Source organism: Photobacterium sp. HL06 (assembly GCF_059552575.1).
In genome coordinates, this window is record NZ_CM183915.1 from 911,393 (window position 1) to 937,329 (window position 25,937).

At 51.1% G+C, this 25,937-nt stretch carries 10 protein-coding genes; 1 reads left to right on the forward strand and 9 read right to left on the reverse strand.

What is annotated here, in order from left to right; genetic code table 11:
- Positions 1-61: 61 nt before the first annotated feature.
- The 8 genes from AC51G0_RS22590 to AC51G0_RS22625 form a co-directional block, all read right to left on the reverse strand.
- On the reverse strand, positions 62-18,007 hold the full coding sequence (locus AC51G0_RS22590) for an Ig-like domain-containing protein (protein ID WP_496303899.1): 17,946 nt from the start codon (positions 18,005-18,007) through the stop codon (positions 62-64).
- Between the two features lie 64 nt (positions 18,008-18,071).
- Positions 18,072-18,899, reverse strand: a complete 828-nt coding sequence (locus tag AC51G0_RS22595; protein ID WP_496303900.1) for a sulfotransferase family protein — start codon at positions 18,897-18,899, stop codon at positions 18,072-18,074.
- A gap of 117 nt (positions 18,900-19,016) precedes the next feature.
- Complete coding sequence (locus AC51G0_RS22600; protein ID WP_496303901.1) at positions 19,017-19,643, reverse strand: phage tail protein; 627 nt, start codon at positions 19,641-19,643, stop codon at positions 19,017-19,019.
- Positions 19,644-19,707: 64 nt separating this feature from the next.
- Positions 19,708-20,340 carry a phage tail protein gene (locus AC51G0_RS22605; RefSeq protein WP_496303902.1) on the reverse strand — a complete coding sequence of 211 codons (633 nt, stop codon included), beginning with the start codon at positions 20,338-20,340 and terminating at the stop codon, positions 19,708-19,710.
- Between the two features lie 48 nt (positions 20,341-20,388).
- On the reverse strand, positions 20,389-21,339 hold the full coding sequence (locus tag AC51G0_RS22610; RefSeq protein WP_496303903.1) for a hypothetical protein: 951 nt from the start codon (positions 21,337-21,339) through the stop codon (positions 20,389-20,391).
- The gene (locus AC51G0_RS22615; protein WP_496303904.1) at positions 21,336-22,643 is read right to left on the reverse strand and encodes an SAM-dependent methyltransferase; all 1,308 of its coding nucleotides are present in this window, start codon (positions 22,641-22,643) and stop codon (positions 21,336-21,338) included. Before AC51G0_RS22615 ends, AC51G0_RS22610 begins: the two co-directional genes overlap by 4 nt.
- A 14-nt stretch (positions 22,644-22,657) precedes the next feature.
- Complete coding sequence (locus AC51G0_RS22620) at positions 22,658-23,146, reverse strand: GNAT family N-acetyltransferase (RefSeq protein WP_496303905.1); 489 nt, start codon at positions 23,144-23,146, stop codon at positions 22,658-22,660.
- Positions 23,143-23,292 carry a hypothetical protein gene (locus AC51G0_RS22625; RefSeq protein ID WP_496303906.1) on the reverse strand — a complete coding sequence of 50 codons (150 nt, stop codon included), beginning with the start codon at positions 23,290-23,292 and terminating at the stop codon, positions 23,143-23,145. Before AC51G0_RS22625 ends, AC51G0_RS22620 begins: the two co-directional genes overlap by 4 nt.
- Positions 23,293-23,598: 306 nt before the next feature.
- Here AC51G0_RS22625 and AC51G0_RS22630 point away from each other — a divergent pair, with 306 nt between their 5' ends.
- Positions 23,599-24,321, forward strand: coding sequence for a YebC/PmpR family DNA-binding transcriptional regulator (locus AC51G0_RS22630; RefSeq protein ID WP_496303907.1), 723 nt, complete (start codon positions 23,599-23,601; stop codon positions 24,319-24,321).
- 178 nt (positions 24,322-24,499) lie between these two features.
- Here AC51G0_RS22630 and AC51G0_RS22635 read toward each other — a convergent pair whose 3' ends face one another.
- On the reverse strand, positions 24,500-25,891 hold the full coding sequence (locus AC51G0_RS22635; RefSeq protein ID WP_496304183.1) for a carbohydrate porin: 1,392 nt from the start codon (positions 25,889-25,891) through the stop codon (positions 24,500-24,502).
- Positions 25,892-25,937: the final 46 nt, after the last annotated feature.

Consider the following 25,937-nt stretch of genomic DNA (forward strand, 5'->3'; position numbering starts at 1 on the left):
ACAAGCGCTTAAAGCTTGAGCGATAACGAATTGCCCAGTTTGGAAGTTAGCCTGGCTAGGGCTAATCTTCTTCGCTAAATCGGTATTTCAGCCTAAGAGCAAAGCTATCGACGTCATTGGCATCGATAAAATATCGTGTTGCCCCCAGCCCTATCGCCCAGTTTTCACCTATGTCATACCCAAGCTCAAGCCCTAGATAAGGATCAATGCCATCATCGCTGGATTTGATTGTGCTTCCTTGGTAGCGACTCTCAAAGTCCGTCTCCCAGTGCATTCCCCCTAGGCTAACGGCCACATTGAAGCGATCTGCTTGCCAGAGCGAATAACTGACATCAAGCCCCACGCCACTTACCAGTACCGGGGAAACTCGGGCCACACTCTGATGGTACTCATCAGGTGAGGCTGAACTGCTGCTGATTGTGGCACTGCCTTGCCCCTGATCGATATAGCGTGCTGTCAGCGCCCACTCCGTATTAAACGAATAGCCGACCCCTGCCGTCCAATATAAATCGGAGTCATCACTGTCGATGACAGTGTCCGCCTTCACATCTGAGCGTTCATGCGCATTGCTAAGCCCGATATCCGCTTCAACAAACCAATTGGCCTGGCTGTTAAAACTCAGAAGAAGCAGTAGCCCCAACCACAGTTTTCGACCATAGCGACGGGCAACACCAAGCAGTGCCAACAGCATGACCATACTTCCTCCTAAGCCTCCTCCGGCCTCATTTTCAATCACAACAGAACGTTTCAAGCTGGTCTGGACCTTAACCACAGCAGTCGCTTCCAGCCCATTCAGGTCACGAATACGATAGGTTATGGTATCAATCCCTTCGAAGCCCTTCTGAGGTGTATAGGTTAGTGTTTGGTCGGTATTGATACTCACCTGGCCGTTCTGAGCCGCTGCGGTGACCACCGTCAGGCTGTCGCCATCCGGATCACTGTCGTTGCCCAGCACATTAATAACCACAGCTGTTTGATCATCTGTTACAGCCTGATCATCCACGGCTACCGGTGACAAGCTATTAACAACGTTTACGGTGACATCTGCAAAACCTGTACCGCCACTATTATCTGTCACGCTGTAGCTGACGGTCGCAACGCCATAGAATGTGTCTTCCGCGGTATAATTCAGCTGATTATTTTCTATCACAACGGCCCCGAAATCTGAGGTTGCATTCGCAATGTCGAGCACATCACCGTCAGCATCACTATCGTTGGCAAGAACATCGATCATCGCACTGCTATTTCGGCTTATTGTGATGCTATCGTCCTGGGCGACTGGCAATGTATTATTGCTAGCCCTCGCAGCGACACCACTTGGGTCAATAACACTACCGTTAGCAATACCGTCATCATCGTTCGGGCCACCATCCTGAATTGTTATCTGTACACACCAGTGGCCTTCTGTCAGGCCAAGGCTCCAGCTATTATCGCCCGGAGGTGGACAATAACCTGCTTCTCCCTGAGTAGAAGACAGGTAGTTAAACTCATCGGTAACAAAATCAACCCAGCCTGTCTCTTGCTTAAACTTCCGATATACCGCATCAGCCGGAATAGGCAGGCGCTGTGGGAAGACAACCTGATAGTTCTGCCCTACCTGAGGTAAGCCATAGGCCACAAAATCAAAAATACCGCCAATATTATCCGCTTCAGAATCATCTCCGAGCTTGGTTAAAATTTCACTATCAAGCAACTGGGCACCGCCTGTTTCATTGCCAGCCAGAGTAACCCCTTTACGCAAGCAAACCCCGGGCTCCCCTTCAACAAGATATCGTTCAGACTCTATGGCTTGTTCCTGTATCACGTTACATTCACTAATGGCATCCTGATAATCGGGAATACCATCACTGTCTGAATCAGAGAAACCTTCCTGATTATCCGGGATCAAATCGCCATCAGTATCCTCACTGCCTAATACTGCTAGCTGCTCGACCACCTCAATATAGATATCTGTCGATACCGACAACGGCTCACTGGCATTATCGGTTACCGTCAGCTTGAGAAGGTAGATACCAGGGCTCAACTGTGACGGTGAGAATATAAACTGTTCAGGTGCTGAGCTAGTATTCGTCAACTGAGATTCTTCGCTTGTCCATAGGTAATCATGGCTATCGCCTTTATTAGCATCGGTCACCAGTGCATTGACTGTGACAAGCTCATCATTATTCTCAATAAGCTGTCGTTGCTCGGATTGCTGGGCGACAGATATCGCTACCTTCGGTGCGACATTCTGCTCATAGATAGCCAGAGTGTACTCTTTTTTGCTTCCAAGATTACTAGCCGAATCAAGAGTAACGGTCAGTGACTCCTGCCCTTCATCCTCTTGATCTTCAGAGATACTGAACAGGATCTCACCGACTGTACCGCTTTCGATCACGACATTGCCATCGCGCAGGTCGTGGTCACTTTCACCACTGGTACCCGACACGGTATAAGGGATCACTACCGGGTAGCTCGGCGATTGGCCATTAAGGTAAACCTGCACGCTGTGCGACGTCCCCTCTGTCGTTTCGCTATCCTTAGCAATCGTCACCAGCGGGTGGACTGTTACTTTCTGGCTAGCCTCAGCAATATTTCCCTGAGAATCTTCGGTGCGCCAGTACGCGATGTTATTACCCGGCTTGAAGAAGATCTGATTATCAACCAGTGAAACAGGCAAGGCGTTACCGTTGCTGTCACTGGCTGTCGCGACACCCAGATCGACCTTAGTAAACAACGCTGTGGCATTGAGCTCGACGTCCTCTGGCGGAGTGATCTCAGGAGCCAGCAGTGCATCGCTTTCTATCGTCAACCGAACCTGGCCAGTGTCACTGCCGCCATTGCCATCAGTGACACTATAACCAAGCGTCAACGTCCCGCTTTGCTGGGCAGTAAACACCACAGTGCCATTTTGAATAGAGGCTGATCCCCACTCGGCACTGACCCACTCAAGCTGCAGGCCATCATTGTCGATATCGGTATCATTGCTTAGTACATCCAGCGAGTAACTACCACTGCTGTTTGCCGTTACCACAAAGCTGTCATCTACAGCTACCGGGGTATCGTTGACCGCAACGACGGTAATATCCACCGAGTAGGTAGCAGATGCTAACTGGCCATCCGTTACCTGGTAGCTGAATGTATCATCCCCGTAATAGTTGGCCTGCGGGGTATAACGCCAGCCCAAACCATCACTTTCCAGCGAACCATGCTGCGGAGACGTTGTCACCAGCAAGCCTAGGGTATCGCCATCCACATCCTCAAGGTTTGGTGCAATCGTGACACTATTGTCTTCGGCAACGCTAGCAGACAGCGATTCACCAACCGGCATATCATTCACGTTACTGACCGTAATACCAAACGCTGGTAGGGAGGCACTTTCTTCACCATCAGTAACACTGATAACAATGCCGCTGGCAAGGCCAACATCACTGTTTGTCGGGGTACCGCTCAAAGTACCAGTTGATGTATCAAAGCTCGCCCAGCCCGGCTTGTTGGCAATAGTGAAGGTTAATGCATCATCTTCATCAATCTCTGTGGTTTGCGGCGTAAAGGTATAGCTACTGTCCTCATCAACCTGAGTCGTCGGCGTTCCCGTTATCGTCGGTGCATCATTCACATTGGTGACCGTTATGGCAAAGACCGGAAGCGATACCGACTCAGTCCCATCACTGACACTGATCACAATACCGGAGTGAACACCCACATCATCGTTATCCGGGCTACCGCTCAACGTACCGCTTGATACGTCAAATTCCGTCCATGATGGCTGGTTAGATATGCTAAAAGTGAGATTGTCCCCATCGATATCACTACCTTGCGGGGTGAAGCTATAATTCTCTCCCTGAGCGACTTCGGTTTCAGGTTCACCCGACAACGTCGGGGCATCGTTAACAGCTTCAATATCTATGGATACCGTCGCGCTATTGGATGCCTCGCCCTCATTATCGCTAATGGTGTAAGTGAAGCTGTCACTACCCTGGCTATTTTCATCTGGTGTGTAGATAAGTGTGCCGTCACCGTTATTGCTTAGCGAGCCGCTTGTCGGCGTGGTACCGATAGTTAGCGTCGTCGTATCCAGGCTGCCATCTACATCGCTGTCATTGACAATAACATTGATGGTAACCGCGCTGTCTTCTGACGTACTCACATTGTCATCGTTGGCTAGCGGCGCATCATTCACCGCTTGCACGGTGATCGTCACAGTCGCCGTATTCGATACAATGCCCAGTTCATCTCGCACTTGATAAGTGAAGCTGTCTTCACCACTGAAGTTTCCTGTCGGCGTAAATAGAATGGCTCCATTTTCGGCGACGCTTACACTTCCCTGTTCTGGTTGGCTGATAACGGTCACACTGCTGCTATCTAGCTGGCCGTCAACATCATTATCATTACCCAATACATTTATTGAGTGGGTACTGTCTTCCAGCAGGGTAGCAATATCATCACTGGCAACTGGTGCATCATTGACACTGTTGACGGTCAGGCTCACTGCTGCAGCTTCCGAAGTCGCTCCTTCATTGTCTTTCACGACATAGGTAAAGCTGTCTGCACCATTAAAGTTAGCCCTCGGTGTATAAGTCACCACACCGAGTTCGGATACACTGACGGTACCATTAGCTGGCTGGCTGACAATCGCGACAGTCGCGGCATCCAGAGAGCCATCAATATCGCTGTCGTTCGACAGCACCGATACCTCAACAGCTGTATCTTCATCCGTTACCGCTTCATCGGCGACGGTTTCTGGTGCATCATTAATCCCGACAATATTAATCCGGACCTCTGCAGCATTGGACAAGCGTCCGCTAGTATCGCGCACGGTATAGGTAAAGGCATCGCTGCCCGTATAGTTCTCATCCGGCGTGTAGCGTACCTGCCCCTCTTCAATGGTCGCTGCACCTTGTTCTGGCTGAATAACAATAGCCAAGGTACTGCTGTCTGCACCGTCCCCCGCATCAGGATCGGTATCATTGGCCAGTACGTCGATCAGCACTGATTGCTCTTCATCCGTCGAGGCTAAATCAGACACGGCGACAGGAGCATCATCCACAGCCGTTACCGTAATCGTAACCTTCACCGCTTCCGACTGACCGCCATACACATCTCCCACCCGATAGTAGAAACTGTCGGCACCGGCAAAATCCTCATCAGGCGTATAGGTCACAACACCTGTTCCTGTGTTCACACTGGTGCTGCCATAAAGAGGCTGAGTCATGACGATAACACTGGCAAGGTTTATTTCGCTGTCGCTATCACTATCATTGTCCAACACGGCAATCGCCACGCTATTGTCTTCAGCTACCGCAGCCGAATCTGCCGAGACATCAGGAATATTATTGCCAATGGTAAAGTTATAGCTATTGGCGTCATCGATACCGGTAAAGGCATTGCCCGCCGAATCAAACAGGGCATCTGATGAAATGTGGACATAGTAACTATGTGTCGGGGTAAAAGTAGCTACTGGGTCAATCGTCACCCGCACGCCGTCAATAGCCACTTGAACATCACTCAGGCTAATGGATTCAAGTAAGCTATCATCATCTGCATCATAGATGCTGATACTACCCTCACCTGCGACAACGGACTCGTTAAATTCCAACACCAGTGACGCATTATGCTGCACACTGCCAGCATCATCATCTGGTGTTAGCGACTGGAGATATGGCCGCGCGCCATCAAACTCAAGGCTAAACTGCTCAGCAGCTACGCTAGCATTGCCAGCACTATCAGACGCTCCTCCGGCAGCGATATCGAGAGATACCGTACCATCACTATCTGGCGTCACTGTGACTTGATAGCGGCCTTCACCCTGATGAGTAAACTCACTCAAGCTAGCATTAACAGCCGTGATCTTATCTAGGACAAACCCTGTAACTGTTTCACCAAAATCAATATCAGCAATGAAGTCAGCATTAGTAATCGTATCGGCACTGCTTGAAATAACCGGCTTAGGCGTAGTGATATCATAAGTGCGGCTCAGCTGGGTCGCCGCAGTATTGGTATTGCCCGCCGCATCGCTGAAGGCACCGGCCGCCACGTTTACAGTGACAACACCTTCATTATTCGGTGTTACCGTCGCTGTGTAACTTGTCCCATTGCCAATGAAGTCGCCCAGAATACCACCGCTTACCGCCACGTCCTCAGCAGCAAAATCGCTGCTCGACTCGGAAAGGGTAAAGGTCACCTCAAAAGCATCATTCAGCTCTGCATCACTGGTTGAGGCAATGGTGATTGTCGGTTCCGAGCTGTCATAGCCAAAGGACAATTGGGTTGCCGCTGTATTACTGTTACCAGACGCATCAGTAAACACATCGGCATTGATATCTACCGTCACTACGCCATCCGAGCTTGGGGTGACTGTCGCAGTATAGCTGGTATCTGAGCCAGCAAAGTCACTCAAAATACCGTTGACGACTGTCACATCCGAAGCCGTAAAATCCGTACTGGTTCCGCTGAGTGTGAACGTCAATGTTGCTATTTCACCTGCTTTCAACGTGCTCTTATCACTGGCCACCGACACGCTCGGCACCGCCGTATCGAGCGTAATGCTCAGCTGGCTTGCCGCGGTATTGTTATTGCCTGCCGCATCGACAAAGGTATTGGCTGCCACATCGATGGTCGCCGCTTCGGTGCGGTCCGTGTCCGGCGTGAATATCACCGTATAGCTGGTACCGCTGCCGGCAAAGCTGCTGAGGTTACCACCGACAACCGTAATATCCCCGACTGCAAAGTCACTGCTGGCCTCGCTTAGGGTAAAGGTCAGCGTCGCCGTTTCGCCTGCTTTCAACGTGCTCTTATCACTGGCCACCGAGATACTCGGCACCGCCGTATCTAGCGTAATACTCAGCTGGCTTGCCGCGGTATTGTTGTTGCCTGCCGCATCGACAAAGGTATTGGCTGCCACATCGATGGTCGCCGCTTCTGTGCGATCTGTATCTGGCGTGAAGGTTACTGTATAGCTGGTACCGCTGCCGCTAAAGCCACTGAGACTACCACCGACAACAGTAATATCACCCACTGCAAAGTCACTGCTGGACTCGCTCAGGGTAAAGGTTAAGGTCGCCGTCTCGCCCGCCTTGAGGCTGGCTTTGTCACTGGCCACCGAGATACTCGGCACTGCCGTATCGAGCGTAATACTGAGCTGGCTTGCCGCGGTATTGTTGTTGCCTGCCGCATCGGTAAAGGTATTGGCTACCACATCCACCGTCGCCGCTGCTGTGCGGTCCGTGTCCGGGGTGAAAGTCGCGGTATAGCTGGTACCGCTGCCGCTAAAGTCATTCAGGCTACCACCGACAACCGTGATATCACCGACCGCAAAGTCACTGCTGGCCTCGCTCAGGGTAAAGGTTAACGTCGCAGTCTCGCCTGCCTTGAGGCTGGCTTTGTCACTGGCCACCGACACACTCGGCACTGCCGTATCCAGTGTGATGCTGAGCTGGGTGGCCGCGGTATTGTTGTTACCTGCCGCATCGGCAAAGGTATTGGCCGCCACATCGATGGTCGCCGCTGCCGTGCGATCCGAGTCCGGCGTAAAGGTCGCCGTGTAGCTGGTACCGCTGCCTGCAAAGCCGCTGAGGCTACCACCGACAACCGTGATATCTCCCACCGCAAAGTCACTGCTGGATTCACTGAGCGTAAAGGTTAAGGTCGCGGTTTCACCCGCCTTAAGGCTGGCTTTATCACTGGCCACCGACACACTCGGCACCGCCGTATCGAGCGTAATGCTCAGCTGGGTGGCCGCGGTATTGTTGTTACCTGCCGCATCAGCAAAGGTATTGGCCGCCACATCGATGGTGGCCGCTGCCGTGCGGTCGCTATCTGGCGAGAAGGTGGCGGTATAGCTGGTACCGCTGCCGCTAAAGCCACTCAGGCTGCCGCCCACCATGGTGATATCACCGACAGTAAAGTCACTGCTGGATTCGCTTAGGGTGAAGGTTAAGGTCGCCGTTTCACCTGCTTTGAGGCTGGCTTTGTCACTGGCCACCGAGATACCCGGCAGTGCCGTATCTAGCGTAATGCTGAGCTGGCTTGCCGCGGTATTGTTGTTGCCCGCCGCATCAATAAAGGTATTGGCGGCTACATCGATGGTTGCCGCAGCAGTACGGTCAGTATCCGGGGTAAAGGTCGCCGTGTAGCTGGTACCGCTGCCTGCAAAGTTACTCAGGCTACCACCGACAACCGTGATGTCACTGGCCGCAAAGTCACTGCTGGCCTCGCTAAGGGTAAAGGTTAAGGTCGCGGTCTCGCCCGCCTTGAGGCTGGCTTTGTCACTGGCCACCGAGATACTCGGCACCGCCGTATCGAGCGTAATACTCAGCTGGCTTGCGGCGGTATTATTATTACCTGCCGCATCGGTAAAGGCATTGGCTGCCACATCAATGGTGGCCGCTGCCGTGCGGTCACTATCCGGGGTGAAGGTGGCGGTATAGCTGGTGCCGCTGCCGCTAAAGCCACTGAGGCTACCACCGACAACAGTAATATCCCCCACAGCAAAGTCACTGCTGGACTCGCTTAGGGTAAAGGTTAAGGTCGCCGTCTCGCCCGCCTTGAGGCTGGCTTTGTCACTGGCCACCGAGATACTCGGCACCGCCGTATCCAGCGTAATGCTGAGCTGGCTTGCCGCAGTATTGTTGTTGCCTGCCGTATCAGCAAAGGTATTGGCTGCCACATCAATGGTAGCCGCTGCCGTGCGGTCCGTGTCTGGGGTGAAGGTTGCGGTATAGCTGGTGCCGCTGCCTGCAAAGCCGCTGAGGCTACCACCGACAACCGTGATATCTCCCACTGCAAAGTCACTGCTGGCCTCGCTTAGGGTGAAGGTTAAGGTGGCCGTTTCACCTGCCTTGAGACTGGCTTTATCACTGGCCACCGAGATACCCGGCACCGCCGTATCAAGGGTGATGCTGAGCTGGGTCGCCGCTGTATTGGTGTTGCCCGCACTGTCGGCAAAGGTATTGGCTGCCACATCAATGGTGGCCGCAGCAGTACGGTCGCTATCTGGCGTAAAGGTCGCCGTGTAGCTGGTGCCGCTGCCGCTAAAGCTGCTGAGGCTACCACCGACAGCGGTGATATCCCCGACCGCAAAGTCACTGCTGGCCTCGCTTAGGGTAAAGGTTAAGGTCGCCGTCTCGCCCGCCTTGAGGCTGGCTTTGTCACTGGCCACCGACACACTCGGCACCGCCGTATCCAGCGTAATACTGAGCTGGCTTGCCGCAGTATTGTTGTTGCCTGCCGTATCAGCAAAGGTATTGGCTGCCACATCAATGGTAGCCGCTGCCGTGCGGTCCGTGTCTGGGGTGAAGGTTGCGGTATAGCTGGTGCCGCTGCCTGCAAAGCCGCTGAGGCTACCACCGACAACCGTGATATCTCCCACTGCAAAGTCACTGCTGGCCTCGCTTAGGGTGAAGGTTAAGGTGGCCGTTTCACCTGCCTTGAGACTGGCTTTATCACTGGCCACCGAGATACCCGGCACCGCCGTATCAAGGGTGATGCTGAGCTGGGTCGCCGCTGTATTGGTGTTGCCCGCACTGTCGGCAAAGGTATTGGCTGCCACATCAATGGTGGCCGCAGCAGTACGGTCGCTATCTGGCGTAAAGGTCGCCGTGTAGCTGGTGCCGCTGCCGCTAAAGCTGCTGAGGCTACCACCGACAGCGGTGATATCCCCGACCGCAAAGTCACTGCTGGCCTCGCTTAGGGTAAAGGTTAAGGTCGCCGTCTCGCCCGCCTTGAGGCTGGCTTTGTCACTGGCCACCGACACACTCGGCACCGCCGTATCCAGCGTAATACTGAGCTGGCTTGCCGCAGTATTGTTGTTGCCTGCCGTATCAGCAAAGGTATTGGCTGCCACATCAATGGTAGCCGCTGCCGTGCGGTCCGTGTCTGGGGTGAAGGTTGCGGTATAGCTGGTGCCGCTGCCTGCAAAGCCGCTGAGGCTACCACCGACAACCGTGATATCTCCCACTGCAAAGTCACTGCTGGCCTCGCTTAGGGTGAAGGTTAAGGTGGCCGTTTCACCTGCCTTGAGACTGGCTTTATCACTGGCCACCGAGATACCCGGCACCGCCGTATCGAGCGTAATACTCAGCTGGGTTGCCGCTGTATTGTTGTTGCCTGCCGCATCAGCAAAGGTATTGGCTGCCACATCAATGGTGGCCGCTGCCGTGCGATCCGTATCTGGCGTGAAGGTTGCCGTGTAGCTGGTACCGCTGCCAGCAAAGCCACTCAGGCTACCGCCGACAACAGTAATATCTCCGACCGCAAAGTCACTGCTGGCCTCGCTCAGGGTAAAGGTTAAGGTCGCCGTCTCTCCAGCCTTAAGACTGGCTTTGTCACTGGCCACCGACACACTCGGCACCGCCGTATCCAGCGTAATACTGAGCTGGCTTGCCGCAGTATTGTTGTTGCCTGCCGTATCAGCAAAGGTATTGGCTGCCACATCAATGGTAGCCGCTGCCGTGCGGTCCGTGTCTGGGGTGAAGGTTGCGGTATAGCTGGTGCCGCTGCCTGCAAAGCCGCTGAGGCTACCACCGACAACCGTGATATCTCCCACTGCAAAGTCACTGCTGGCCTCGCTTAGGGTGAAGGTTAAGGTGGCCGTTTCACCTGCCTTGAGACTGGCTTTATCACTGGCCACCGAGATACCCGGCACCGCCGTATCGAGCGTAATACTCAGCTGGGTTGCCGCTGTATTGTTGTTGCCTGCCGCATCAGCAAAGGTATTGGCTGCCACATCAATGGTGGCCGCTGCCGTGCGATCCGTATCTGGCGTGAAGGTTGCCGTGTAGCTGGTACCGCTGCCAGCAAAGCCACTCAGGCTACCGCCGACAACAGTAATATCTCCGACCGCAAAGTCACTGCTGGCCTCGCTCAGGGTAAAGGTTAAGGTCGCCGTCTCTCCAGCCTTAAGACTGGCTTTGTCACTGGCCACCGACACACTCGGCACCGCCGTATCCAGCGTAATACTGAGCTGGCTTGCCGCAGTATTGTTGTTGCCCACCGCATCAGCAAAGGTATTGGCGGCCACATCAATGGTCGCGGATTCAGTGCGGTCGCTATCAGGGGTGAAGGTGGCGGTATAGCTGGTGCCACTGCCAGCAAAGCCGCTCAGGCTACCACCGACAACCGTGATATCACCCACCGCAAAGTCACTGCTGGATTCACTGAGCGTAAAGGTTAAGGTCGCGGTTTCGCCTGCTTTCAACGTGCTCTTATCACTGGCCACCGAGATACCCGGCAGTGCCGTATCCAGCGTAATGCTCAGCTGGCTTGCCGCGGTATTGTTGTTGCCCGCCGCATCAATAAAGGTATTGGCAGCTACATCGATGGTTGCCGCAGCAGTACGGTCAGTATCCGGGGTAAAGGTCGCCGTGTAGCTGGTGCCGCTGCCGCTAAAGCCGCTGAGGTTACCACCGACAACGGTGATGTCACTAGCCGCAAAATCACTGCTGGATTCACTGAGCGTGAAGGTTAACGTCGCGGTTTCACCCGCCTTGAGGCTGGCTTTGTCACTGGCCACCGAGATACCCGGCAGCGCCGTATCTAGCGTAATGCTCAGCTGGCTTGCCGCGGTATTGTTGTTGCCCGCCGCATCAATAAAGGTATTGGCGGCTACATCGATGGTCGCCGCTTCGGTGCGGTCCGTGTCCGGGGTGAAGGTTACCGTGTAGCTGGTGCCGCTGCCTGCAAAGCTACTCAGGCTACCACCGACTACAGTGATATCACCCACCGCAAAATCACTGCTGGATTCACTGAGCGTGAAGGTTAACGTCGCGGTTTCACCGGCTTTCAACGTGCTCTTATCACTGGCTACCGAGATACCCGGCAGTGCCGTATCTAGCGTAATACTGAGCTGGGTCGCTGCGGTATTGTTGTTGCCTGCCGCATCGGCAAAGGTATTGGCTGCCACATCAATGGTGGCCGCTGCCGTGCGGTCGCTATCCGGCGTAAAGGTCGCCGTGTAGCTGGTACCGCTGCCTGCAAAGCTACTCAGGCTGCCGCCCACTACGGTGACATCACCCTGGGCAAAGTCATTGCTGGACTCGCTTAGGGTGAAGGTTAACGTCGCGGTTTCGCCCGCCTTGAGGCTGGCTTTGTCACTGGCCACCGAGATACCCGGCAGCGCCGTATCGAGCGTAATACTGAGCTGGCTTGCCGCTGTATTGTTGTTGCCTGCCGCATCAGCAAAGGTATTGGCGGCTACATTGATGGTCGCCGCTTCGGTGCGATCCGTGTCCGGCGTGAAGGTGGCGGTATAGCTGGTACCGCTGCCTGCAAAGCTGCTGAGGCTACCGCCGACAACAGTGATATCACCCACAGCAAAATCACTGCTGGACTCGCTCAGGGTAAAGGTTAAGGTCGCCGTTTCACCGGCTTTCAACGTGCTCTTATCACTGGCCACCGACACACTCGGCACCGCCGTATCTAGCGTAATGCTGAGCTGGGTTGCCGCGGTATTGTTGTTGCCTGCCGCATCAGCAAAGGTATTGGCTGCCACATCGATGGTGGCCGCTTCGGTGCGATCCGTGTCCGGGGTGAAGGTTGCCGTATAGCTGGTGCCACTGCCACTAAAGCCGCTGAGGCTACCGCCCACCACCGTGATATCCCCCACAGCAAAGTCACTGCTTGATTCACTAAGCGTAAAGGTCAACGTGGTGGTTTCGCCCGCCTTGAGGCTGGCTTTGTCACTGGCCACCGAGATACCCGGCACCGCCGTATCGAGCGTAATGCTGAGCTGGGTCGCTGCGGTATTGTTGTTGCCTGCCGCATCAGCAAAGGTATTGGCGGCAACATCAATGGTGGCTGCTGCCGTGCGGTCGCTATCTGGCGAGAAGGTTGCCGTATAGCTTGTACCGCTGCCTGCAAAGTTGCTCAGGCTGCCGCCGACAGCGGTGATGTCACCCACCGCAAAGTCACTGCTGGATTCACTGAGTGTAAAGGTTAAGGTCGCGGTTTCGCCCGCCTTGAGGCTGGCTTTGTCACTGGCCACCGAGATACTCGGCACTGCCGTATCGAGCGTAATACTGAGCTGGCTTGCTGCGGTATTGTTGTTGCCTGCCGCATCAGCAAAGGTATTGGCGGCAACATCAATGGTGGCTGCTGCCGTGCGTTCTGTATCCGGGGTGAAGATTGCCGTGTAGCTGGTGCCACTGCCGCTAAAGCTACTCAGGCTGCCACCGACAACCGTGATGTCACTGGCCACAAAGTCACTGCTCGATTCGCTCAGGGTAAAGGTTAACGTCGCCGTTTCACCTGCTTTCAACGTGCTCTTATCACTGGCCACCGAGATACCCGGCACCGCCGTATCGAGCGTAATACTGAGCTGGCTTGCGGCGGTATTATTATTACCTGCCGCATCGGTAAAGGCATTGGCTGCCACATCAATGGTGGCCGCAGCAGTACGATCGCTATCCGGGGTGAAGGTGGCGGTATAGCTGGTACCGCTGCCAGCAAAGCTACTAAGGCTACCGCCGACAACCGTGATATCTCCCACCGCAAAGTCACTGCTGGATTCACTCAGAGTGAAGGTTAAGGTCGCCGTTTCACCTGCCTTGAGGCTGGCTTTGTCACTGGCCACCGAGATACCCGGCACCGCCGTATCTAGCGTAATACTCAGCTGGGTTGCAGCGGTATTATTATTACCTGCCGCATCGGTAAAGGCATTGGCTGCCACATCAATGGTGGCCGCTGCCGTGCGGTCACTATCCGGGGTGAAGGTGGCGGTATAGCTGGTACCGCTGCCGGCAAAGCTGCTCAGGCTACCACCGACAACAGTAATATCTCCCACCGTAAAGTCACTGCTCGATTCACTCAGAGTGAAGGTTAAGGTCGCCGTTTCACCTGCCTTGAGGCTGGCTTTGTCACTGGCCACCGAGATACCCGGCACCGCCGTATCGAGCGTAATACTCAGCTGGGTTGCGGCGGTATTATTATTACCTGCCGCATCGGTAAAGGCATTGGCTGCCACATCAATGGTGGCCGCAGCAGTACGGTCGCTATCCGGGGTGAAGGTGGCGGTATAGCTGGTACCGCTGCCGGCAAAGCTGCTCAGGCTACCGCCGACAACCGTGATATCTCCCACCGTAAAGTCACTGCTCGATTCACTCAGAGTGAAGGTTAAGGTCACCGTTTCACCTGCCTTGAGGCTGGCTTTGTCACTGGCCACCGAGATACCCGGCACCGCCGTATCGAGCGTAATACTCAGCTGGGTTGCGGCGGTATTATTATTACCTGCCGCATCAGCAAAGGTATTGGCTGCCACATCAATGGTGGCCGCAGCAGTACGGTCGCTATCCGGGGTGAAGGTGGCGGTATAGCTGGTACCGCTGCCAGCAAAGCTACTAAGGCTACCGCCGACAACCGTGATATCTCCCACCGCAAAGTCACTGCTGGATTCACTCAGAGTGAAGGTTAAGGTCGCCGTTTCACCTGCCTTGAGGCTGGCTTTGTCACTGGCCACCGAGATACCCGGCACCGCCGTATCGAGCGTAATACTGAGCTGGCTTGCGGCGGTATTATTATTACCTGCCGCATCGGTAAAGGCATTGGCTGCCACATCAATGGTGGCCGCTGCCGTGCGGTCACTATCCGGGGTGAAGGTGGCGGTATAGCTGGTGCCGCTGCCGCTAAAGCCACTGAGGCTACCACCGACAACAGTAATATCCCCCACAGCAAAGTCACTGCTGGATTCACTTAGGGTAAAGGTTAAGGTCGCGGTTTCGCCTGCCTTGAGGCTGGCTTTATCACTGGCCACTGAGATACCCGGCACCGCCGTATCAATCACAATCGCCTTGTTGGCACCCAGGCTGTTAGCTGAACCTGGAGATGCCAACGTCAGATCTGCTGCATTACCATGACTGTCATTAATGGTAGCGCTGTTAAGCTCCAACGCCGATGTGCTGGCATAATCGAGATCACTGGCGGTATCACCCGCCTGCACTGTGTATTGAAAAACTAATGCCGTACTACCCGAACCAGAGGTATAGGTCGCATAGCGATCTGTGGTACCCGTCTCCAACAATAATCGCGGTGTGCCTGTTACTGTTACCGCTTCGTCAAAACTAACTGTGAGAGAAATCGTATCTCCTTCATTGTATTGACCATCAGCCGTACTGGCACTCACTCCCGTTACCGTTGGCGCCACACTATCAACCTGCACATTTGTCAGCGAACCGACTGAATTAAGTGCAACATTTAAGTCATTCCCTGCCGCGTCCTGGATCTCGTCCGCACTCATGCTCAATGCTGTGACTGAGATACCATCATTATCGAGCAGGCCGGATTCGACAGAATAAGTAAAGACCAATGCCTGAGAGCCAGAACCTGAAACATAAGCAGCTGATTTTGTGGTTCCACCAATATCCAGCGTCAGGCTGGGCGAGCCGCTGACTGTCACAATTTCATCGGTATTAACGGTAAAAGTGATTGATTGCCCCGCAACATAGGTATTATCAGCAGGTACAGACACACTGGCTATCACAGGCTGGGTTGTATCGTCATCATCACTGATCGTGATTGTCTGTTGCTGAGCGCCATTTTCGGAAGCACCGCCACCTGCAACATTGCTGACATCAATAATAATGGTTTCAGCACCTTCCTCGTCACCATCATCACTGCCGGTTATACCCGTTGCAGCATTGGCCGAAGTAGTGCCACTTGAAATGGTGATGCTACTGCTCGGTGTCGCAAAGTCGGTACCACTTGTCGCGGTACCCGAATAGCTCAGGCCAACTGTTACATCTTCATAGGTCGCATGATCCAACGTCGCCGTTATGCTGGCAGTACCATTGTTTTCGGCCACCGTACTTGAGCCCACGGACAGAGACACAGTAGGAGCTGCTTCGGCATCAGTAATTGAAATTGTCTGTTGCTGAGTACCATCTTCAGTGCCAACCGACACAGTAGAAACGTCAACAATCACTATTTCTGCGCTGGCCGCATCATACAAGGTATCCGCCACGCCCGTAACCGCAGCGGTGCCAGAACTACTGCCCGCTGAAATAGAAATACTGTTGGATTTTGTATAGTCCGTCGTGACCGTGGCTGTACCCGAATAAGACAAGTTAACGGTAATATCTTCGGGCCATTGGTTGTTTAAACTGTTTGCGAGTGAAGCCGTGAGGGTGCTGGCCCCGCCATCTTCATTGATAGTATTGGTATCGGCCCCCAGCGAAATTTTAGGGTAGTTAGCATAAATGGCATCACCTGACTGACTGATTGCTGTTGAATAGGTGCTAGAGGTATTACCGACGCTATCTGTGAGGGTAACGTTAACCGCTACATTACTGCCCGCAGCCACATCGGTACCGCCGTCGGTAATTGTGAACTGAGCAGTATAGGTAGTGTCACTGGTTCTCGATAAATTACTTAGGTTGTAACCATTAATAGTGCCCGAAATGCCACCGCTGCCCGAGGTGTAATCGTCAGTATCTGAACTGACTGTAATAGTTGCGGTAACCGTATCGCCGACTTTATGCGAAGAGTTGGGAATAGTAACGGAAGTAATTGTTGGCCCTTGCCTATCTACAGTATGCGTTGAGCCTGATGTATATTCAGCAACATAACCGTTGGTATTATTACCATTTCCTGAGTCGTCAGTAATATTGGTATTTGAATTTAGATCTAAGCGAATTGTCCCTGCGCCAGTAATACTATTTACCGTAACATCAATACTACTACCTGAAGATGCCGATATAGCCGAAACCGTACCTGTCGCAGTGCCTGATGCAGTAGTAACCGTAAAGTCATCGGTACTGATGTTATTGGCATTTTCATCAAATGCCACAGTAAACTGCATAGAGGCATCATTTGTGTTTGGCGAGCCTTTTACGGTAATACCTGTTACAGAGGGAGGGCTTGTATCACCAGCCTGAACACTCGCTACTACAATATCATCTAGTTTCAGCCATCTCATTTGGCTACCGTCAGAGTACTGAATGGTAAATTTATTAATTCCCGTCCAGCCCTCGCCAGAGAAATTGATGGTCGTGCTAGCATTCTGAGATAAACTCGAGCTTGAGTCCTGCTGCCCCCCCTTATTCGAAGTTACGCGGATAGTTTTGTTTGAGCTTGCTCCATTCCTGACATATAGACTAGTAAGGTTAAAGGTTTCACTACTCCCAAAATAAACATCTGCCGTGGTGTTGGTTGAATAGTTTGCACCTAAGTAAACATAACTAGAATAATTGTACAAATCCTTATCACCAGCCCCCCCCGACTTCACCGTAAAGACATAACTGGTTCCCGGTACGGTATAACTTTTCTTATTGGCGTAACCGGTTGGCATATTCCCTAGAGACAAAGTACCATCGTAAGCGAGCACATGGGTAAAATCGCGCATAGCGACTGAGTCAAACATCGGCGATGTCGATATTTCACCTGTGGCTATTTCTAATTCCCAATCACCACCTAATTCCTCTAAACCCGTTAAATCATCTGATGCAGCGACATTAACGCTGGCATTGGTGGCAATTGTTTCGAGTAGTGTTTTTCCCTTGTTACTTTTGGCTAGATCACACCCATAAAGTAATACATCAGCACCGTCTTTTAATGAAAAATCTATCGCAGATAACGCATTGATCTTTTCTTGTAACAAGGAGTCCGTCACTTGGGAAGAGCCAAGATATATAACACCATCATCAGCATGGGATATAATATGTAATGCATCTAGGTCTTGGTAATCTTTCAGAATATACTTGAGTTGATCCAACCCTTTTTGATCTGACTCTATGAGTCGAATATCGACGCCCGGTTTTACCTGACTATAAAATTGCTCTTTATCCGAAACGGATTCATCGATTATGACGAGTTCTCTTGTTTGCTGGCCAGCTTGTATTGCCAATAAACCGCTACTATTACTTTCTGCTCGCAAAATATCAGAGTTATTTACGGTATGATTTTTATGATCACCAAAGCCTCGAAAAGAGGTACTGGCCAAATAGCTCCGTTGATAACTACCAAGCTGTTGGGCTGAAGCTGCATAAATGCCTACTGAGGCAAAAGCTGCAGCCAAACCTGTAAACAAAATTTTATTCATCTCTTTGAATCCCTTTAAGACATGAAATATATTTTGGAAAACTAGTATCCTGTTTAGATACTAATCATAAATTATTACTTTTTGCCTTGATGATATTTGCTTTGGTGCCACTGGTATCTAACCAAAAAGCCATATCACTGTATTGCTTAAATAACTCAGGGGGTAAAATTGTGCTGCGCGGCTTGTAACAAACCTTCCGCTTCACGTCATGCAGTCCTTTAACACCAATATTGCAATCAAACTCATTTTCACTGTAATCGACATCATTAAAGTCATGACGATAGTCTGGTTCATCAATAAACTGATAAAGAAGTTGAATGCATTGTTCGGGTTTCTGAGCAAGCAGATCGTAATCAACCAGCAAAAGCCTATCTGAAAATTCACCATAGAAAGCTTCTTTCAATGCTGACCACGCGCTACCAAAAGAACCCGCGCTGCTGGCTAAAGATTCGCAGCGCGTATAGACAGTTTGCCTTGTATGAGGTGTATACATCTGGCTATAGTCAAACGGATTATTACGATAAATACGCTCAAAACTATCCATTACCCAAGCGGGATTGCGGACACAGCAAACCACTTTACAACCGTCATACATTTGCATTAATTGATGTAATCTTGCGGCCCACATCCGGTTGGTATCAAAGATAATATCCTTATCGTTTTTATCTTGATAATAAGAATCAAAAAGTCCCTGGCAGATCTGCTTTTTCTTCGTTGAGTCAAAGAAAGTGTTGAACTCTCCACTCGCTCCCATATATTCGAGAGCTCCGGTAGTAAGGCCCAACAGCGGACTTGTCATGGTTGCATGAATGCGTGGATTTTGACGAAGGATCCCGGCTAATAATGTAGATCCCGAACGTGGCAAACCCGCAATAAAATGATACTTGGGCACAATAATCTTCCATAATGAACTAGCAAAAAAGCACCTAGCTAAAACTACTAACCTGTATTTTTGAAGGCAGAATCTGAAAGTTACGTCGTATTTGTTTTCAGAACTGCCTCACTAGAATTATGATCGTGGCGGATAGGTGCCGACGTGGGCCATACAGTAATTCATGGCCAGCACCGGTTGGATAATGTTAAACCGCTGCGACCCGCCATTGGCGTTTACCGTCACATTACCGCCCGCGACGCCACTGACGGTGACCCCACCCAACTGAACTAAGCTGGCGCTATCCGGGCCGCTTTTGTATATCTGCTCCGGTTGGTCCGGCCCGCCCCCTGGGGGTAATGCGGCGGCAAGATAGGCTCCGGTGGACGGTGATGCACTGTCCCCGTTCTCTGTGGTGGCCTGCAACGTCACACCGGTGGTGCCGCTGGTTTGGGTAAACGTAGCGACATGAGAATGTTGCGCCATTTCCGGAATACTTAATGTGTGTGTCTCTTCGCCACCTTTAGTACCTATTCTCCAGTCATACCCACTACCGGGGTGACGTCCTTTGCTCATAGGAGTACGGCCGCGCAAATCCGGTAGTCCAAAGGTAGTACGACCGTCACCGCCATAAAACGTGCCAATCAAAGAAAATAGCGTGGAATTACTGGCTATGGGCAACAATGCACCAGCGCACATATACCAACCACGGGGATTAAAATTAAACGCCATAAGTGAAACTTGACCAATGAATGGATCTGCCATTATTAAACCCTCAAGCTGTTAAATTGGTTGTTAAAATTACAAATCGTTGTCTACTGTCAAGCCGCTATGAGCGAGACGGAAACAAGCCTTGCAACGCGATTGAGTAGTTCATCGCCACACAAGGTTGCAACAAGTTAAACTGAGTGCTGTTGCCAGTGTTACCAACAGTTACAACGCCATGCTCTCCACTGGTAAATGCAGTGATACCGCCAAGTGAAACTTTGTCTCCTTCCGCAGGTGTTCCGGAGAAATAAGTCAACTCCGGTTTGTCCGGTCCGCCACCTGGCGGCAAGGCGGTGGCACGATAGGCACCGGTGCTTGGAGCACTATTGTCCCCGTGTTCCTCAGAAGCCCTGACACTGACTTCCAAATCGCCTGCTGTTCCAGAAATTGTGGCAGTATGCGAGTGAGCAGCGAGTTCTGCGAGACTCATGGTATGGACCTCCGTGCCCTTACGGTCACCGACTTTGTAGTTGTATTGACTCCCCAAGCCTGCCCCTTGGCTCACCGCGATGGTGCCCCGCATGTCAGGCAGGCCGAAGCTGGTTCGTCCATCCCCGCCATAGGCCGTGCCAACTAGCGAGAACAGTGCCTGATTGTTACTGATCTGCTCTAATTGACCGTTACACCATGCCCACATTTCCGGCGCAAAGTCGAACCCGTACAGGTCCACCTGTCCGATAAAAGGTTCTGCCATAATGATATTCCCCCCAATTTACGGCGACCTAATAAGCCGTCGTCGTTACTATTTCGCAGGCATTATCTCAAACGCCATACCCGCACTGATTTGAAACCGTTCGGCAAACACATCACCGCCGAATACTCCGTCAATATTGGCTATCACATCTAGCCGTATCGCACCGTCACATGTAGCAACTATCAACCCGTCCGGCATACCGCTGTGGCAAATGGTACCGGGCTTGACCCCGTGTGTCGGAAAGTGCGATGGCGAGGCCTGCAAAAGGCTCAACGATGTTTGTCCAATTTGAATAACACAGCCATTGAACACCGGGTTACCGGCACGGGCCATGTCGACAATTTGTTTAGCACTCATGGTACTAAAGTCGACCTGCAAACCGACCTCATCAGGCACAGGGAAACCTTCGGCGTTCTCACTATCGCTTTGTATTGTCGATAATTGCCTGTCATTGATGACAGCCTCAACGAAAGCTTCAACACACTTAGCTGCCTTGCCGGCAACCTTGTTCTCAAGCAATTTATAGGTATCCAGCGGATCGATACGGTAATCGACTGTGAAGGCGATACCCGTACCATCAGCAGTCTTACCGACACGTTGCAGTGCTACTTTGCCTTGGCTTACGCCCTGGCGAATTTGCCAATAAAGCGGCACCGGGCCGTTAAAGCGGTTTGGGTCTGCCAGTAACAGGTTGTAATAACCGAACTCAGTGGCATCGCTTAGCACTGGTGGAACTTCGCCACTAAAACCAAACGCGAGTACCATATCTGCTTCCCAACGTTTGAGTTGTGCGGCGGCCTCTTCTTCTTCACCGAACTTTAGGTAGTGACAAGGTAGTTGCAGTTGTTGCAACCAGCTATGCAGTTGTTGTAAGAAAGGATCTGCCTGTGGAGCTAATACAACACCAGCAAGTTGGCCTTGCTCTGCCAGCATTTGCAATGTCGGCATAGCAGTTGGGTGGACAACGAACAAGGCGACCTTCAAGGGTATCTTATTCATGATGCATCTCCTTGCATCCAAGTAGCCAAAAAGCCAGGCAAGCCATTGATACGATAATAAAACTGTATTACATCACCACTGTTCACTAATAGATCACCTGGACGCGCTTCACGAGGGGTAAAGTTAATACAAACCTGTTGGTCCGGTAACGGGTGAGTAATGCCAGAGTCGTACTCATGCACCCATTCATCTTCGAAAACCTGAACTTCCGAGCACATCAGTAATACCTGCTCAGGTGTATCTTCAGGGAAGCTTGGGATCTGTACTTTTCCAAACTCAATCAATGTAGTGTGCTCATCAAGTACCCGCTCTTTACAATGGTTCAGTGAATCGCGATTAATTCGTGCCACCTCGCCAAGCTCAATACGCTCAGCCAATATGCCAGCATTGCTCTCAGCTCTAGAAACCTGTTTGGCATCTTGCCACTGGGCAACAAATTCGCGATTGGGATCATTCAATGCTGCTGTCACTATTACTTGCTGCGGCAACAAAATACCGTCTGGTTGCAATAGGCTGGCAAAATAGCGGGCGATACCAAAATGGCCTTCACGACTAAAACCATGTTGCATCGCTTCCAACACCACAATATCCACAGGCAGCTCGCCAGGGTCGTAACTCAACGCATCGATGCACAAATTCTGACGAATGTAACCTTTCACCCCCATCTGTTCGGCCAACGCCTCAAGCGATGCGAATGCTCCTGGCTGCATATCAATAAAGGTAACTTTCAACTGTTGCGGACTGAACAAACGGTGATGTAGGTAATAGCCTAGTAACGGCATTAACAACGGTGCAAAAGGTCCACAGGCCGGGTAGACCACATGTACAGGTCCTTCTTTCTCACCCGCCATTGCCGTTATCGCCTTGTTAACAGCCCGGATATAGGCTCTAACCCGCAGGTCGTCCAGTTGAGTGGTAATACAGTTATCCGGCGACATGACCAGCCCGCAATGGGTAATGTACTGGCGTTTACGTAAGGCAGGCTCAATGTCGATATCTTCATACACTGCTTTTTGCTGATGAAACAGTTGGCTGAGCTTGTCATGCAGCACTGTACGGTCAAAGGTGGTTGCGTTAAGGACTTCATACATCGCATCGACAGCAGTAGACAACAAAGTGATGGTTTGGGTGGAAGTTTGAGGCTCAACCACTCCCACAGGATCAGTTTTCGCCTTGGTCGGCATCAATTGCTCCCTTAACAGCTGGTTGAGCATACCTGCGCGTAATGAACCTGCCAGCAAGTCATCTTCTCTATCCAGCATGGGAGCATGGGTGTGCTCTAAGCGGTCGTTGTTTTGAGTCATAATTACCTTTGATATTATTTATGCCATTGTAAGTAATAATGTTCTTGCTCACTGCGGAGGCAGACAAAGCCTATAGCTTTATAGAACTTGAAAGCAGGATTGAGAAAATGCACGTTAAGAGAAAGCGTGGCATTTACTGAAGCTGCTCTTGATTTCAAGCCGTCGATAAAGAAACGGCCGATGCCCCGTCCGCGAAATTCCCTTAACAAGGTGATATCGATAATATGAAGCCTATTGTCTTTGACGTTAAAGTCGGTATAGAGCCTGCCTATCGGCTTGCCATCTTTAACGATGATCTTCAGATCGGCATCGCGATAGACTATGTCGTAGTGTTTTTTTTGAAGCGCAAACTGCTGACGCAAAAAGACTTTTTTATGATTATCAGGCATATCAACCTGGTTCATTTCATAGTCTCTAGATGTACAGTACAAATCACGTAAAAAGCGCAGATCGGATTTTCTGACTGGACGTAACACCAGATTGTCGAACGTCGGTTCTGTCATACCCCTACCCCCCGGAGGTACACCGCATGCTCTTGACTGGCATTGGGATCCCACAGCTCACCATCCGAAAGCGCTTCGATAGAAGCCAGTAACGTTGGAGAGATAGGAAAGTTTATCGGCAGACGACGGAAACCTATGTCTAACATTTCACACCAATATGCAAATAAATACATACACAATACTAACCAACGTATTCATGAGAGCAAATTTTAGCCTGGTGTTATTGGAACTAAATGCTACATATGCAACGCGAGTCACAATTGTATGCGAAAAACAAATATCGCAATTACTAACCATAACGACATCAATAGATTGCTTGCACACCATTCACAACGGCTGGAATCCCCCCAGCCGCCGTTATTACGCTTAAACCCCTAGCCTTTCCTACCCACAAACTGGTAAAATCCGCGTCCAACAGAAGTCCCAAATATCAGCAAAGAGAGTGATTCCTCATGGGAAGAAAGTTCGAAGTACGCAAATTGTCGATGGCAAAAACGGCAGGCGCAAAGATCAAGGTTTACTCAAAATACGGTAAAGAGATCTACGTCTGTGCTAAGAACGGTAGCACTGACCCAGATAGCAACCTTGCACTTAAGCGTTTGATCGAAAAAGCGAAAAAAGACCAAGTGCCATCTCACGTTATCGAAAAAGCAATCGATAAAGCTAAAGGCGGCGGCGGTGAAGATTTTGCAACTGCGCGCTACGAAGGTTTCGGTCCGGGTAACTGCATGGTTATCGTTGATTGCCTAACTGACAACAACAACCGTACTTTCATGGATGTTCGTCAAGCGTTCGTTAAGAACCACGCGAAAATTGGTGGCCCAGGTACTGTTGGCCACATGTTCGAACATCAGGCTGTATTTCAGTTTAACGGTGACGACGAAGAAGCCGTACTAGAAAACCTAATGATGGAAGATGTTGACGTAAGCGACATCGAATGCGAAGACGGTGTTATCACTGTTTACGCGCCACATACAGAGTTTTTCAAGGTAAAGAATGCGCTAACCGCAACTATGCCTGATGTTACGCTTGACGTTGAAGAGATCTCTTTCGTGCCTCAGACGATGACTGAAATTTCTGGCGACGATGTAGCAGCATTCGAGAAGTTCCTCGATGCGCTGAACGACTGTGATGACGTGCAGAACGTTTACCACAACGCTGAAATCGCAGACTAATCTGCTGTAGCGTTGCAGGAAGAAAGCCGGGCAATGCCCGGCTTTTTTGTTTTCTATACAGCCCGCACAAGAACGCAAATCAAAAAAAAACGGTGGCACTAGGCCACCGAAAAACTGAGAACATTCAAAAAATTACAAATTCAAAAAGGCTGCTCCAAAAGATTCATGAATGCTGATGTTAGAACCAAGTCTCCATCTGCATTGCAAACATCACTTCACCACCTTCACCCATCGTGCTCGCACCGTCAGCTAGGCTCACAGAGTAGTTGTTCAGATCTTCGCTCCAATCAACATAAGATGCGGCAAAACGAATTTCCGGACGCTGGAAGAAACCACCAGAAGTATCTAGCTTAAAGGTTGGTGCAACAGTGGCTTTGTAGAAACTACCGTCAGCTTGTTCGGTGCCGTTATCCAAATCCATGTACTGGTAAGAACCCTCGTACACCATTTCAAAGTTTTTGGTCAGCTCTTGAGCCAAACGAACATTCACCGTTGCCCACATGAACTCGTCACCGTCTTTTACACGGTCCTTGCTGTATTCACCCAAGAATGCAGGAGCGATACGCCAGTTATCGGCAAAACGAGTAACACCGTAACTAAACAGACGCACAGCCTGAGCATCTTCATTTAGGTCGCCATTGGAACCGATCCCCTTCAGTTCAGCACCTAGCCCCTGGCCGACAATCACACCAGATTTTGAGAAACCTTCGCCACCACCGTAGAAATTATTACCGTGATAGGCCAGCAATGCGTGGAAACCATCTTCCGCACGTTTGGTCGGTGATGTGGTCGTAACATCTCTACCTTCATTGTCAGCCGCTGTCATTGCGTTCAGCATCAACTGCCACTGGCCAATGTAGTTGTTCATCGTAACAATGTAGTTTTCCACTTCCAGGCTTTCACTGTCGATGGCGCCAAAGTCACGTCCGTAAACAGAGAAGTTGGTCTGCCAATCTTCACTGAACTGGACATCATAAAGACCAGCACCAGTTCCTGATAGGAAGACAATATCAGTATCCATGAAGTGAATATCGAAGTTATCACGGTCAAAACGCTTACCTGCCCAAATGGAAGCATATGACAGCGCACCATCAAAAGACTCCAATCCACCTAGCTCAGCATAGATTTGGCGAACGTTCAGCTTAGACTCATCAGCCGTCCATTCATTGTTGGTTTCTGTACTGTCGGCCAGCATTACACGGTACTTCGACCATGAACCATCATCCTGCTTGATGTTGTGATCAAGAATCACTTCCACATAGTTATCATCTTCAACACCCAGACGACCAACAGCACCACCTAGCGCGCCAGCCGCTGTCATGTACGGCCCTGTAACAGCTGATGCCCCATTCAAGTTGTCATCAATCAGCAAACCTGCACGGGCATAACCGTGAAACTCAAACGAAGATGCTTGGCTTTCAGCATCAGCAGCCACCTGCTCGGTTTTTTCCAGGCGCTGCTCTAAATCAGCAATCCTTTGCTCTAAGCTCGCTGCATCGCCTTGGGCCAAAGCGGCACCAGAGCAAGTTACGGCAAAAGACACTGCCAGTGATAAGAGGCTTTTTTTCATCATTCTAATTCCATCTAATTATTAATTTGTAAACTGCTAAACAACG

Bases quoted from the DNA above. Each gene is read 5' to 3' on its own strand.
- AC51G0_RS22590 (WP_496303899.1), bottom strand. From the start codon at position 18,007: ATGAATAAAATTTTGTTTACAGGTTTGGCTGCAGCTTTTGCCTCAGTA.
- AC51G0_RS22600 (WP_496303901.1), bottom strand. From the start codon at position 19,643: ATGGCAGATCCATTCATTGGTCAAGTTTCACTTATGGCGTTTAATTTT.
- AC51G0_RS22605 (WP_496303902.1), bottom strand. From the start codon at position 20,340: ATGGCAGAACCTTTTATCGGACAGGTGGACCTGTACGGGTTCGACTTT.
- AC51G0_RS22610 (WP_496303903.1), bottom strand. From the start codon at position 21,339: ATGAATAAGATACCCTTGAAGGTCGCCTTGTTCGTTGTCCACCCAACT.
- AC51G0_RS22615 (WP_496303904.1), bottom strand. From the start codon at position 22,643: ATGACTCAAAACAACGACCGCTTAGAGCACACCCATGCTCCCATGCTG.
- AC51G0_RS22620 (WP_496303905.1), bottom strand. From the start codon at position 23,146: ATGACAGAACCGACGTTCGACAATCTGGTGTTACGTCCAGTCAGAAAA.
- AC51G0_RS22625 (WP_496303906.1), bottom strand. From the start codon at position 23,292: ATGTTAGACATAGGTTTCCGTCGTCTGCCGATAAACTTTCCTATCTCT.
- AC51G0_RS22630 (WP_496303907.1), top strand. From the start codon at position 23,599: ATGGGAAGAAAGTTCGAAGTACGCAAATTGTCGATGGCAAAAACGGCA.
- AC51G0_RS22635 (WP_496304183.1), bottom strand. From the start codon at position 25,891: ATGAAAAAAAGCCTCTTATCACTGGCAGTGTCTTTTGCCGTAACTTGC.